14 protein-coding genes and 1 pseudogene are annotated in these 12220 nt (G+C 65.0%); 8 read left to right on the top strand and 7 right to left on the bottom strand.

The annotated features are described in order from the left end of the window. Positions 1–3: 3 nt before the first annotated feature. Positions 4–1359: a pitrilysin family protein gene (locus tag LOY33_RS24425; protein WP_043859990.1), complete on the bottom strand. Its 1356-nt coding sequence runs from the start codon at positions 1357–1359 to the stop codon at positions 4–6. Between the two features lie 229 nt (positions 1360–1588). On the opposite strand from LOY33_RS24425, the gene ftsY reads away from it, so the two are divergent. The 4 genes from ftsY to rpoH all read left to right on the top strand — a co-directional run bounded on the left by ftsY (position 1589) and on the right by rpoH (position 5750). After that, positions 1589–3088 (top strand): signal recognition particle-docking protein FtsY, encoded by a 1500-nt coding sequence (ftsY, locus tag LOY33_RS24420; RefSeq protein ID WP_258660358.1) that lies wholly within the window; start codon positions 1589–1591, stop codon positions 3086–3088. Continuing rightward, positions 3085–3756, top strand: a complete 672-nt coding sequence (gene ftsE / locus LOY33_RS24415; RefSeq protein ID WP_058541784.1) for a cell division ATP-binding protein FtsE — start codon at positions 3085–3087, stop codon at positions 3754–3756. The genes ftsY and ftsE overlap by 4 nt, the downstream gene beginning before the upstream one ends. Continuing rightward, positions 3753–4784, top strand: coding sequence for a permease-like cell division protein FtsX (gene ftsX, locus LOY33_RS24410; protein WP_043860123.1), 1032 nt, complete (start codon positions 3753–3755; stop codon positions 4782–4784). The genes ftsE and ftsX overlap by 4 nt, the downstream gene beginning before the upstream one ends. A 111-nt stretch (positions 4785–4895) precedes the next feature. After that, on the top strand, positions 4896–5750 hold the full coding sequence (gene rpoH, locus LOY33_RS24405; RefSeq protein WP_043860124.1) for an RNA polymerase sigma factor RpoH: 855 nt from the start codon (positions 4896–4898) through the stop codon (positions 5748–5750). A 95-nt stretch (positions 5751–5845) separates the two neighbouring features. On the opposite strand, the pseudogene mtgA reads toward rpoH, so the two are convergent. Then, a pseudogene (mtgA, locus tag LOY33_RS24400) lies at positions 5846–6603 on the bottom strand (monofunctional biosynthetic peptidoglycan transglycosylase). A gap of 34 nt (positions 6604–6637) precedes the next feature. On the opposite strand from mtgA, the gene LOY33_RS24395 reads away from it, so the two are divergent. The 4 genes from LOY33_RS24395 to trmB all read left to right on the top strand — a co-directional run bounded on the left by LOY33_RS24395 (position 6638) and on the right by trmB (position 8886). After that, entirely contained in the window at positions 6638–7009 is a 372-nt protein-coding gene (locus LOY33_RS24395; RefSeq protein ID WP_043860126.1) for a DUF423 domain-containing protein, read from the top strand. Positions 7010–7110: 101 nt separating this feature from the next. After that, a complete protein-coding gene (gene thiS / locus LOY33_RS24390) occupies positions 7111–7311 on the top strand; it encodes a sulfur carrier protein ThiS (RefSeq protein WP_043860147.1) in 201 nt (66 codons plus the stop codon). 48 nt (positions 7312–7359) lie between these two features. Beyond that, positions 7360–8154, top strand: coding sequence for a thiazole synthase (locus LOY33_RS24385; RefSeq protein WP_043860127.1), 795 nt, complete (start codon positions 7360–7362; stop codon positions 8152–8154). Positions 8155–8163: 9 nt separating this feature from the next. Beyond that, on the top strand, positions 8164–8886 hold the full coding sequence (gene trmB / locus LOY33_RS24380; RefSeq protein ID WP_043860128.1) for a tRNA (guanosine(46)-N7)-methyltransferase TrmB: 723 nt from the start codon (positions 8164–8166) through the stop codon (positions 8884–8886). A gap of 113 nt (positions 8887–8999) precedes the next feature. Here the strand turns inward: trmB and LOY33_RS24375 are convergent, their stop codons facing one another. Genes LOY33_RS24375 through metW form a run of 5 tightly spaced genes read right to left on the bottom strand, consistent with a single transcriptional unit; the run spans position 9000 to position 12218 of the window. Then, the gene (locus tag LOY33_RS24375) at positions 9000–9323 is read right to left on the bottom strand and encodes a DUF3392 family protein (RefSeq protein ID WP_043860129.1); all 324 of its coding nucleotides are present in this window, start codon (positions 9321–9323) and stop codon (positions 9000–9002) included. A 9-nt stretch (positions 9324–9332) separates the two neighbouring features. Then, the gene (hemW, locus tag LOY33_RS24370) at positions 9333–10547 is read right to left on the bottom strand and encodes a radical SAM family heme chaperone HemW (RefSeq protein ID WP_100634288.1); all 1215 of its coding nucleotides are present in this window, start codon (positions 10545–10547) and stop codon (positions 9333–9335) included. Next, positions 10544–11140 carry an RdgB/HAM1 family non-canonical purine NTP pyrophosphatase gene (gene rdgB, locus LOY33_RS24365; protein ID WP_258660342.1) on the bottom strand — a complete coding sequence of 199 codons (597 nt, stop codon included), beginning with the start codon at positions 11138–11140 and terminating at the stop codon, positions 10544–10546. The genes hemW and rdgB overlap by 4 nt, the downstream gene beginning before the upstream one ends. Continuing rightward, complete coding sequence (locus LOY33_RS24360; RefSeq protein ID WP_258660339.1) at positions 11137–11571, bottom strand: DUF4426 domain-containing protein; 435 nt, start codon at positions 11569–11571, stop codon at positions 11137–11139. Before LOY33_RS24360 ends, rdgB begins: the two co-directional genes overlap by 4 nt. Before the next feature lie 26 nt (positions 11572–11597). After that, positions 11598–12218 (bottom strand): methionine biosynthesis protein MetW, encoded by a 621-nt coding sequence (gene metW / locus LOY33_RS24355; protein WP_043860133.1) that lies wholly within the window; start codon positions 12216–12218, stop codon positions 11598–11600. Between the last annotated feature and the right edge of the window lie 2 nt (positions 12219–12220).

The raw sequence follows: 12220 nt of genomic DNA, 5'->3' as shown, positions 1-12220 counted from the left end.
TGCTCAGTCATGCGCCTGCTCCTCGGGCAATACATGCGCAACGCTCAGGCGTTCGCGGGTGAAATAGGTGCGGGCGGCACTCTGGATGTCGGCCGGGGTCACGCTCTTGAGCTCGTCGAGCTCCTTGTCGATGAGCTTCCACGACAGCCCGACGGTCTCCAGTTGGCCGATGGTGGTGGCCTGGCTGCTGATCGAGTCGCGGTCGTAGACCAGCCCGGCAATCACCTGGGCGCGCACGCGCTCCAGCTCTTCAGCGGTTGGCGGGGTGGTTTTCAGCTCGTCGAGCAGCTTCCAGACGCCGCTTTCGACCTCGGCCAGGGTCTTTTTCTTCTGCGTATTGGGCACCGCGGAGAGCACGAACAGGCTGTCGCCACGGGTGAACGGGTTGTAGCTGGCCGACGCGCCGGCCACCAGTTCCTGACCGCGTTCCAGGCGGGTGGCCATGCGCGCGCTGTAGCCGCCGTCGAGCAGGGCCGCGATCAGGCGCAGGGCGTGCACGCTGCGCGGGTCCTTGGCGGTGGCCAGGCCCGGCACGTTGAAGCCGTAGATCAGGCTCGGCAGTTGGGTGCGCACATGCACGGTGAGCTGGCGCAGGCCCGGCTCGGCCAGTTCCAGCGGCAGTTTGGCAGGGGGTGTGGCGCGCTTGGGGATGGCACCGAAGTAACGCTGGGCCAGGCCCTTGACCTCGTCGGCGGTGACGTCGCCGACCACCACCAGGGTGGCGTTGTTGGGCACGTACCAGGCTTCGTACCAGTGGCGCAGCTCTTCGACCTTCATGCGTTCGAGGTCGGCCATCCAGCCGATGGTCGGGGTGTGGTAGCCGCTGGCCGGGTGGGCCATGGCGCTGAACAGCTCCATGGCCTTGGAGTTGGGCTGATCGTCGACGCGCAGGCGACGCTCTTCCTTGATGACCTCGATTTCGCGGCTGAACTCTTCGGGCGGCAGGCGCAGGCTGCCCATGCGATCGGCTTCCAGTTCCAGGGCCACGCCCAGGCGGTCGCGGGCCAGCACCTGGTAGTAGGCGGTGTAGTCGTCGCTGGTGAAGGCGTTCTCTTCGGCGCCCAGGTCACGCAGGATGCGTGAGGCTTCGCCAGGCCCCAGCTTGTTGCTGCCCTTGAACATCATGTGTTCCAGGGCATGGGACAAGCCGGTCTGACCCGGGGTCTCGTAGCTGGAGCCGACCTTGTACCAGACCTGCGATACCACCACCGGGGCGCGATGGTCTTCACGCACGATGACCTTGAGGCCGTTGTCGAGGGTGAATTCATGGGTGGGCTGGACGTCGGCGGCAACCGCCACCAGGGGCATGACAATTGTGCTGAGCAGCAGGCCGGCGGCGCGGCGGGCTAGAGCATTCATTGATGATTCAACCTGTAGGGCTGCCCGCATGGCCTTAGCGTCGGCGGGCTAGGAGGTGCTAGGATACTGATCCGGTTGCCTGACGACCATGCCTGTCGAGATCAAGCGTTGCAGGCGTCCCGACAAAATGTTGCGCATGAACCAGTCGGCTTGACCATAGTCTGTTCTGCGTTAGAAGAATTTTGAGGCGCCACACTGGCGCATCGCTACCCTGAGATAGCCGTCTTCCATGTTTGGTTCCAACGACGACAAAAAGACCCCGGCCGCGGCCGGTGAAAAGAAAGGCCTGTTCGGCTGGCTGCGCAAAAAGCCCCAGCAACCTGTTGTCGAACAGCCCGAAACCCCAGTGCCAGAGGCGCTGGAGCCTATCGCCCCGACTTTGCCTGAGCCGGTAGCCGTCGAGCCCGCCCCGGTCGCGAGCGCGCCCGTCGCCGTCGAGGATCACCCCAGCAGCCTGGTGCTGCCGGTGCCCGAAGAGCCGGTGGCGCTGGTGGCCGACCTCGAGCCCCACGTCCCCCCGCCGATTCCCGAGCGCCCAGCCCCCGAGCCTGCCCCGCAGTACGCTGCGCCCGAGCCTGTTGAAGCGCCTGCGCCGCAGTACGCCGCGCCCGAGCCGGTGATCGAGCCTGCCCCGCAGTACAGCGCACCCGAGCCGGTGGTCGAGCCTGCCCCGCAGTACAACGCACCCGAGCCGGTGGTCGAGCCGCCTGCAGTGGTGCCGCCCGCACCTGTTGCGGCCACCGAGGTCGCCCTGCCTGTTCCCGAGGCCGCCCCGTCGGTGCCTGAAACCACCACCAAGGCCGGCTTCTTCGCCCGCCTCAAGCAGGGCCTGTCCAAGACCAGCGCCAGCATTGGCGAGGGCATGGCCAGCCTTTTCCTGGGCAAGAAGGTCATCGACGACGACCTGCTCGAAGAGATCGAGACCCGCCTGCTGACCGCCGACGTCGGCGTCGAGGCCACCTCGGTGATCGTGCAGAGCCTGACCCAGAAGGTCGCACGCAAGCAGTTGGCCGATGCCGATGCCCTGTACAAGTCGCTGCAGGGCGAGCTGACCGACCTGCTCAAGCCGGTCGAACAGCCGCTGAAGGTGCATGCCGCGAACAAGCCGTTCGTGATCCTGGTGGTCGGCGTCAACGGCGCCGGCAAGACCACCACCATCGGCAAGCTGGCGAAAAAGCTCCAGCTCGAAGGCAAGAAGGTCATGCTGGCCGCCGGCGACACCTTCCGTGCTGCCGCGGTGGAGCAGCTGCAGGTATGGGGCGAGCGCAACCAGATCCCGGTGATCGCCCAGCACACCGGCGCCGACTCCGCTTCGGTGATCTTCGACGCGGTGCAGGCGGCCAAGGCGCGCAACATCGACGTGCTGATCGCCGACACCGCCGGTCGCCTGCACACCAAAGACAACCTGATGGAAGAGCTGAAGAAGGTTCGCCGCGTGATCGGCAAGCTGGACGCCGACGCGCCGCACGAGGTGCTGCTGGTGCTGGACGCCGGCACCGGGCAGAACGCCATCAACCAGGCCAAGCACTTCAACCAGAGCGTGGAGCTCACCGGCCTGGCGCTGACCAAGCTCGACGGCACCGCCAAGGGCGGGGTGATCTTCGCCCTGGCCAAGCAGTTCGGCCTGCCGATCCGCTACATTGGTGTGGGCGAAGGCATCGATGACCTGCGCACCTTCGAAGCCGAGCCCTTCGTACAAGCCTTGTTTGCCGAGCGGGAGCCTTCATGATCCGATTCGAACAGGTCGCCAAGCGTTACCCTAACGGTCACGTTGGCCTGCATGAATTGAGTTTTCGGGTGCGTCGGGGCGAGTTCCTGTTCGTCACCGGCCATTCCGGCGCGGGCAAGAGCACCTTGCTGCGCCTGCTGCTGGCCATGGAGCGTCCGACCAGCGGCAAGCTGCTGCTGGCCGGCCAGGACCTGGGTCAGATCAGCAACGCGCAGATCCCGTTCCTGCGTCGCCAGATCGGCGTGGTGTTCCAGAACCACCAGCTGCTGTTCGACCGTACCGTGTTCAACAACGTCGCCCTGCCGCTGCAGATCCTGGGCCTGTCCAAGGTCGAGGTGGCCAAGCGTGTGGACGCGGCGCTGGAGCGTGTGGCCCTGTCGGACAAGGCCCAGCTGTTCCCCGGCGACCTGTCCACCGGCCAGCAGCAACGGGTGGGCATTGCGCGAGCCATCGTGCACCGTCCGGCCCTGTTGCTGGCGGATGAACCCACCGGCAACCTCGACCCGCGCCTGGCGGCCGAGATCATGGGTGTTTTCGAAGATATCAACCGCCTGGGCACCAGCGTGCTGATCGCCAGCCACGACCTGGCGCTGATCGCGCGCATGCGCCATCGCATGCTGACCCTGCAGCGCGGCCGCTTGATCGGCGATGGGGGGGCCGGGCAATGAGTGCAACACGTAGTCCCAAGGTGTCCGAGCGGGTGGCCCCTGCGGCAGCCGAGCCAAGCCCTCAGAAACAGAAAAAGCGCCGTGATGATGACGATGACGGCCCGGATTTCAGCACGCTGCTGCACGCCTGGCTGGAAAGCCATCGCTCCAGCCTGCTCGACAGCCTGCGTCGCCTGGGCAAGCAGCCGATCGGAAGCTTCTTCACCTGCCTGGTGATGGCCGTGGCCCTGAGCCTGCCGATGGGGTTGTCGCTGCTGCTGAGCAATGTCGAGCGCCTTGGCGGCTCGTGGCAGCGTGCAGCGCAGATTTCGCTGTACCTCAAACTTGACGCCAGCGTGAGCGAAGGCGAAGCCCTGCGTACCCAGATCAAGGGCATGCCGGGGGTGGCCGATGCCGAGTATGTCAGCCGTGAACAGGCCCTCGACGAGTTCCAGCAGCAGTCCGGGCTGGGCGAGGCCTTGCGCGAGCTGCCGGAGAACCCCTTGCCTGGCGTGGTCGTGGTGACCCCGGCCGAAGTCGACAAGCCAGCGCTGGAGGCCCTGCGCCAACGCCTGGCCGAACTGCCCAAGGTGGAACTGGCCCAGCTCGACCTGGTGTGGGTGGAGCGGCTGGCGGCGATCCTCAAGCTGGGTGATCGCTTTGTCTTCGGCCTGACCGTGCTGCTGGTGTCGGCGCTGCTGCTGGTCATCGGCAACACCATTCGCCTGCATATCGAGAACCGCCGTACCGAAATCGAGGTCATCAAGCTGGTGGGCGGTACCGATGCCTACGTGCGCCGGCCGTTCCTGTACATGGGCGCGCTGTATGGCCTGGGGGCAGGCGTACTGTCCTGGGGGGTACTGGCGTTCGGCCTCAACTGGCTGGATGACGCGGTCGTCGGCCTGTCGGGTCTTTACGGCAGCGATTTCTCGCTGGCCGGGGTGCCGCCTGCCGATGGTCTGTCGCTCTTGCTTGGGGCGGTGCTGTTAGGGTATATCGGTGCTTGGATTGCGGTCGCTCGGCATCTGCGTGAGCTTGCACCGCGATAGTGTCTTCCAGCCGTCATTGACTATCGTGTATTTCGGGAACTTGTTTCGCGGTTCCCGGTCAATGGTGGCAGTGCCTGATGGCACAATTCAGTGAGTCGGAGGTTTTTTCGTATGACCACTTCGTTGCAACCTGCCTATGCCTTGGTCCCGGGTGCGAACCTGGAGGCCTATGTGCACACGGTCAACAGCATTCCATTGCTGACGCCCGAGCAGGAGCGTGAACTGGCCGAGAGTCTCTACTATGAGCAGGATCTGGGGGCGGCTCGGCAGATGGTGCTCGCCCACCTGCGTTTTGTCGTACATATCGCGCGTAGCTATTCGGGCTACGGGCTGGCCCAGGCCGACCTGATTCAGGAAGGCAACGTTGGCCTTATGAAAGCGGTCAAGCGTTTCAACCCCGAGATGGGTGTGCGTCTGGTGTCCTTTGCCGTGCACTGGATCAAGGCCGAAATTCACGAATTCATCCTGCGCAACTGGCGCATCGTCAAGGTCGCGACCACCAAGGCGCAGCGCAAGCTGTTCTTCAACCTGCGCAGCCAGAAGAAGCGTCTGGCCTGGCTGAACAACGATGAAGTGCATCGTGTGGCCGAAAGCCTGGGGGTGGAGCCGCGTGAAGTGCGCGAGATGGAAAGCCGCCTGACCGGTCAGGACATGGCCTTCGACCCGGCCAGCGAGGCGGACGACGACAGCGCGTTCCAGTCGCCGGCCAACTACCTCGAAGACCACCGTTACGACCCGGCACGTCAGCTGGAGGATGCGGACTGGAGCGACAGCTCCTCGAACAACCTGCACGAGGCGCTGCAAGGCCTGGACGACCGTAGCCGCGACATCCTGTACCAGCGCTGGCTGGCCGAAGAGAAGGCCACGCTGCATGACCTGGCGGCCAAGTACAGCGTGTCGGCCGAGCGTATCCGGCAGCTGGAGAAGAATGCGATGAACAAGGTCAAAGCCCTGATCGCTGCCTGATCTGCGGGACCCTGAGGGCCCCTTCACCGGCAAGGCCGGCTCCTACAACAATCCCTGTAGGAGCCGGCCTTGCCGGCGAAGGGGCCCTCTTTGTTTCAGTTGGCCCAGGGCGCCTTGCGCGGCTCATCCAGTTGCACCAGGTAGCCGCTGCCGCCCAGCTGGCTCATCTGCTGACGAATCCACGCCGCCCGTCGCGCCACATAGCTGCTGGGCCGGCTTGCGCTCCAGTTGCGCGGGCTGGGCAGTACCGCCGCCAACAGGCTGGCCTGCTGGCGCGTCAGCTTGCTCGCATCGGTACCGAAGTGATGGCGGGCCGCTGCCTGGGCGCCGAACACGCCGTCATCCCACTCGGCGCTGTTGAGGTACACCTCCAGGATGCGCTCCTTGGACCACAGCAGCTCGATCAGTGCGGTAAACCATGCCTCCAGCCCTTTGCGCAGCCAACTGCGGCCGGCCCACAGGAACTGGTTCTTGGCCACCTGCTGACTCAGTGTGCTGGCGCCGCGAAGCGTGCCGCCACGCTCGTTGTGTGCCAGTGCGGCCTGGATGGCATTGAAGTCGAAACCCCAGTGCCCGGCGAACTTCTGGTCCTCGCCGGCAATCACCGCCACCTTCAGTTCATCGGAGATCTCACCCCATGGGCGCCAGTCGCGTTGCAGGTCGATGGGCTGGCCGTCGACCCACGATTCCACCTTGCGCTCGACCATCAGCATGGTGCCCGGCGGCGGTACCCAGCGAAACAGCAGCACCAGCAACACGCTGGCAACGGCGAACCAGAGCAGGGCGCGGGTGAGGCGGCGGATCAGGGATGAAAGCATAGAGATGGCTTGGCCGAACCGAATGAGCGGGCCATTATACAGACCCTGTGCCCCCAAGGAGTCTTGCGCATGCTTCGCAGCTTTCTGTTGCTCGCCGCCTTTTTCGGCTTTACCGGCGTGGCCCTCGGTGCCTTCGCTGCCCATGGCCTCAAGGGCCGCCTGAGCCAGGAGTACCTGGCGATCTTCCATACCGGCGTCACCTACCAGCTGGTACACGCCCTGGCCCTGCTGGGCGTGGCAGTGCTCTGGGCGCACTTGCCTGGGCGACTCACGGCCTGGGCCGGTGGTCTGTTCTGCCTGGGCATCGTGCTGTTTTCCGGTAGCCTGTACCTGTTGACCCTGAGTGGCATCGGCAAGCTCGGCATCATCACCCCTTTTGGCGGCCTGGCCTTCCTCGGCGGCTGGCTGTGCCTGGGCCTGGCGGCCTGGCGCCTGGGTTGACCCGCGGGTCCGGATCGAGACGAATGGCGCCGCTTGGCCTTGGGTTCAGCCCCGGATAGGGGCTAGAATGCGGGCCCCTAAAAACAATGGCGGCCGTGCGCATGCGCATTCAACTGAACGGTGAACCTTTCGAATTGCCCGACGGCGAAAGCGTCGCGGCCCTGCTGACCCGGCTCGACCTCGCAGGTCGCCGGGTGGCGGTGGAGCTGAACCTGGACATCGTGCCGCGCAGCCAGCACGACGCCACCGCCCTGCGCGAAGGCGACCAGGTCGAGGTGGTTCACGCCATCGGCGGCGGCTAGGCCCACGCGCTTCACCTGCAAGTCCCTCAACCTTCAAGAGGATTACCGATGAGCAATGTTCGTAGCGACAAGCCCTTCACGCTGGCCGGTCGTACCTTCCAGTCTCGCCTGCTGGTCGGTACCGGCAAGTACCGCGACATGGAAGAAACCCGCCTGGCCATCGAGGCCTCGGGTGCCGAGATCGTCACCGTCGCCGTGCGCCGCACCAACCTGGGCCAGAACCCGGGCGAGCCGAACCTGCTCGACGTGCTGCCACCGGACCGCTACACCATCCTGCCGAACACCGCCGGCTGCTACGACGCGGTCGAGGCCGTGCGCACCTGCCGCCTGGCCCGCGAACTGCTCGACGGGCACAACCTGGTCAAGCTCGAAGTGCTGGCCGACCAGAAGACGCTGTTCCCCAACGTGATCGAAACCATCAAGGCCGCCGAAGTGCTGGTCAAGGACGGTTTCGACGTGATGGTCTACACCAGCGACGACCCGATCATCGCGCGTCAGCTGGCCGAAATCGGCTGCATCGCGGTCATGCCGCTGGCAGGCCTGATCGGTACGGGCCTGGGCATCTGCAACCCGTACAACCTGCGCATCATTCTCGAGGAATCGAAAGTGCCGGTGCTGGTCGATGCCGGTGTGGGTACCGCGTCGGACGCCACCATTGCCATGGAAATGGGCTGCGAGGCAGTGCTGATGAATTCCGCCATCGCCCATGCCGAACAACCGGTGATGATGGCCGAAGCCATGAAGCACGCCATCGTGGCAGGCCGCCTGGCCTACCTGGCCGGCCGCATGCCGAAAAAACTCTATGCCAGCGCCTCGTCGCCGCTGGATGGTCTGATCAAGTAAGAGCCCCTGATGACTGAATCGCAAGAATCGCCGATCACCGCCGAAGGCGAAGAACGCCAACACCGCCGCATCAAGAGTTTCGTGATGCGTGCCGGGCGCATGACCGAAGGCCAGCAGCGCGGCCTGGACCAGGGCGCGCCGCTGTTCGTGCTGCCACTGGCCGACAGCCCGGTGGATTACGACCAGGTGTTCGGCCGTTCGGCGCCGCGCACCCTGGAGATCGGCTTCGGCATGGGCCATTCCCTGCTGGAGATGGCCGCCGCCGCGCCCGAGCAGGACTTCATCGGTGTCGAAGTGCACCGCCCGGGCGTGGGCGCGCTGCTCAATGGCGTGCTGACCCAGGGCCTGCAGAACCTGCGGGTGTATGACTGCGATGCCATCGAAGTGCTGAACAAGTGCGTGGCCGACAACAGCCTGGACCGCCTGATGCTGTTCTTCCCGGACCCGTGGCACAAGAGCCGTCACCACAAGCGTCGCATCGTGCAGCCGGAATTTGCCGAGTTGGTGCGCAGCAAGCTGAAGGTGGGCGGCGTGTTCCACATGGCGACCGACTGGGAACCGTACGCCGAGTACATGCTGGAAGTGATGAATGTCGCGCCGGGGTACAGGAACCTGGCCGAAGACGGCAAGTGCGTACCTCGCCCTGCCGAGCGTCCGATCACCAAGTTCGAACGCCGTGGCGAGCGCCTGGGGCATGGGGTGTGGGATCTGAAGTTCGAAAAACTGGCCTGATTGCCGGTGAGCGCTGCGCGCTCGAATCGCGGGTCAAGCCCGCTCCCACAGGTACAGCGCTGACCTCGAAATCAGCGTGGTACCTGTGGGAGCGGGCTTGACCCGCGATGCTTCTAGCGGCGGTCTGCGACCACGCCAAGCAACACCAGCACCACCAGCAGCACCGGCGCCAGTGCATAGTTGTTGAACTGGCTCAGCCCGCGTACCACCCACGGCGTGGCATAGATCAACGCCGCACCACTGCCGATCAGCACCAGCAGGGCCATGAACGGCACGCGCAATGCACCTGCCAGCCCACCCAGGCGCTGTTCGACCCAGCCCTTGATGTCGGTGCCGAACAACACCAGCAAACAGCCTACAAGCGCCAGAGAGATCTCCGACAGGTTACTGCGGCTCCAGCGGGAGACGGTCGAGAGCAGGTCGAGTACCAGGTCCATTCGCTATCCTTAGGTCAAGAAATACTGCAGCAGGTCGTTGAGAAACAGCTGGCCCCGCGGTGTCGCCACCAGCCGCGTCGGTTCGACCTGCAAAAGGCCCTTTTGTTCGGCTTCACGGCGCGCCGCCGTCAGTTGTTCCAGCGGCAGGCCGGTACGCTGCGCGAACAGCGCAGCCTCCACGCCCTCGGTCAGGCGCAGGGCGTTCATCAGGAACTCGAACGGCAGTTCGTCCACCGCCAGCAGCTTGTCGCCCGCCTTGAACGCCTTGGCCGGGTTCAGGTAGTCCTTGGGCAGCCGGGTCTTCCAGGTGCGCACGATGCGCCCGTCCGGGTGGCTGAGCTTGCCGTGGGCACCGGCGCCGATGCCGATGAAGTCGCCAAAGCTCCAGTAGTTGAGGTTGTGCCGCGCCGGGCGCCCTGGCTGGGCGTAGGCCGACACTTCGTACTGGCGGTAGCCGTGCTCGGCCATCAGCGCCTGCCCGGCCTCCTGGATATCCCACAGGATGTCGTCCTCGGGCAGCAGCGGCGGCTGGTTCCAGAACACCGTGTTCGGCTCCAGGGTCAACTGGTACCACGACAGGTGGGTAGGGTTGAGCGCGATGGCCTGGCGCAGGTCGCCCAGCGCATCGTCCAGCGACTGGTCGGGCAGGCCGTGCATCAGGTCCAGGTTGAAGTTGTCGAACCCCGCCGCACGCGCCATGCCGGCCGCACGCACCGCCTCGTCACCGTTGTGGATGCGCCCCAGCGCCTGGAGCTTGGCCTGCTGGAAGCTCTGCACGCCGATCGACAGGCGATTGATGCCCAGTTGCCGGTAGGCCTTGAACTTCTCCTGCTCGAAGGTCCCGGGGTTGGCCTCCAGGGTGATCTCGATGTCGGCGGCGAACGGGATGCGTTGCTCCACGCCCGCCAGCAGGCGGCCCAGCGCACGGGCACTGAACAGGCTCGGGGTACCGCCGCCAAAGAAGATCGAGCTGATCGGTCGCCCGTACACCGCGCCCAGCTCCTGGTCGAGGTCGGCGAGCAGGGCGTCGACGTAGGCCTCTTCCGGCAGCTGCGGGGTGGCGGCATGGGAGTTGAAGTCGCAGTACGGGCATTTGCGCACGCACCACGGGATATGGATGTACAGCGACAGCGGCGGCAACTGCGCGAGTGCCGCCCGAGGTGCGTTGGAGCTGAAGCCAGCCTCGCCCAGATGCAGTGGCTGTGCCGGCGTGCGGTCGGTCATTGCAGGCCCAGGCGCTGACGCAGCAGGCTCATGGCGCGGGCGCGGTGGCTGATCTGGTTCTTGTCTGCGGGGCTCAGCTCGGCGCTGGAGCAGTCGCGCTCCGGTACCCAGAACAGCGGGTCGTAGCCAAAGCCGTGGGCACCGCTGGCCTGGTGCAGGATGCGTCCATGCCACAGGCCCTCGCACAGGATCGGCAGCGGGTCGTCGGCATGGCGTACCAGCGCCAGCACGCACACGAACTGCGCGCCGCGCTCGGCGTCCGGCACGTCCTTGAGTACCTCGAGCAACTTGGCGTTGTTCGCCGCGTCGCCCTGGCCATCGGCGTAGCGCGCCGAGTAGATGCCTGGCGCACCACCGAGAAAGTCCACCGCCAGGCCCGAGTCGTCGGCCAGGGCCGGCAGCCTGGAGATACGTGCGGCATTGCGCGCCTTGAGGATGGCGTTCTCGACGAACGACAGGCCGGTTTCCTCCGGCTCGACGCTGCTGAATTCGCCAATCGAACGCAGTTGCACGGTGTCACCGAGCATGGCCTGCAGTTCCTTGAGTTTGCCGGCGTTGTGGCTGGCCAATACGAGTTGCTGGATGTTCATCATTCGCCTGGGAAGAGCTCTTGGTTGAAACTGATGGTCTCGGTCTTGCCACCAATTGCAACATTGATCGTGAAGGTGCGGTTTTCCTGCTGCTCCACCGGGAACTGGGCGATGTAGTAGATCGCGCCCTGTTCGGTGATCTGCTTGAAGCTGAGTGGTACCGTGCGGCTGCTCAGGTCCTTGACGCTGCCGCTGACCTGGGTCACCTGCGGCTTGCCGGCCTTGATCACCGACACGTTGATCACGCCCTGGTTCTTGCTGCGCACCAGTTGCGCCGCCTTGGCGATGTCCGGCTGCAGGAAGGTGGAGATGAAGGTGCTGTAGTGCACCGTGGTGTCACCGAAGACTTCCTTGCGCTCGCCCTTGATCGCATCGGCAGCAAGTGCCGTCGTGCTCAGGCAGGCAACCAGTAAAAAGCTCAACAAGCGACCCATGATCTGTCTCCTCCAGTGTGGGTTGTTCAAACCGCGACCTTGTGTTCCTGCAGGCCCGGGCTGCTGACACGGTAAATGCCGATCTCCCCTAGAAGATTAGGCCATAGCTTGCTCGCCCACCCATGCCGGTGCATATGGTCGACCGCCAGGCGGTCGAGCACCTGGGCGCGACGTTCGCTGCACAGCGCCTCGAAATCCTCGAAGGTGCAGAAGTGGATGTTCGGCGTGTTGTACCAGGTATACGGCATGAAGTCCGACACTGGCATGCGACCCTTGGTCGCCAGGTACCAGCGGCAGCGCCAGTGGCCGAAGTTGGGGAAGGTGATGATGCACTGGCGGCCCACGCGCAGCATTTCGTCGAGGATCCGGTCGGGGTACTCCACGGCCTGCAGGGCCTGGGTCATGACCACCACGTCGAAGCTGTTGCTGGCGAAGTTGCCCAGGCCCTTGTCCAGGTCCTGCTCGATGACGTTGACGCCCTTGGCCACGCACTGGGCGATGTTGTCGGGGTCGATTTCCAGGCCGTAGCCAGCCACCTGCTTGGTGTCACGCAGCGAGGCGAGCAGCTCGCCAGTACCGCAACCGAGGTCGAGTACCCGGCTGCCGGCGGGGATCCAGTCTTGGATGATTTCCAGGTCGGCTCTCATGG

Origin of the sequence: Pseudomonas sp. B21-036 (assembly GCF_024748925.1) — a bacterium.
In the GTDB taxonomy this organism is placed as follows: domain Bacteria; phylum Pseudomonadota; class Gammaproteobacteria; order Pseudomonadales; family Pseudomonadaceae; genus Aquipseudomonas; species Aquipseudomonas palmensis.
This window is presented reverse-complemented; position numbering and strand designations above follow the sequence as displayed.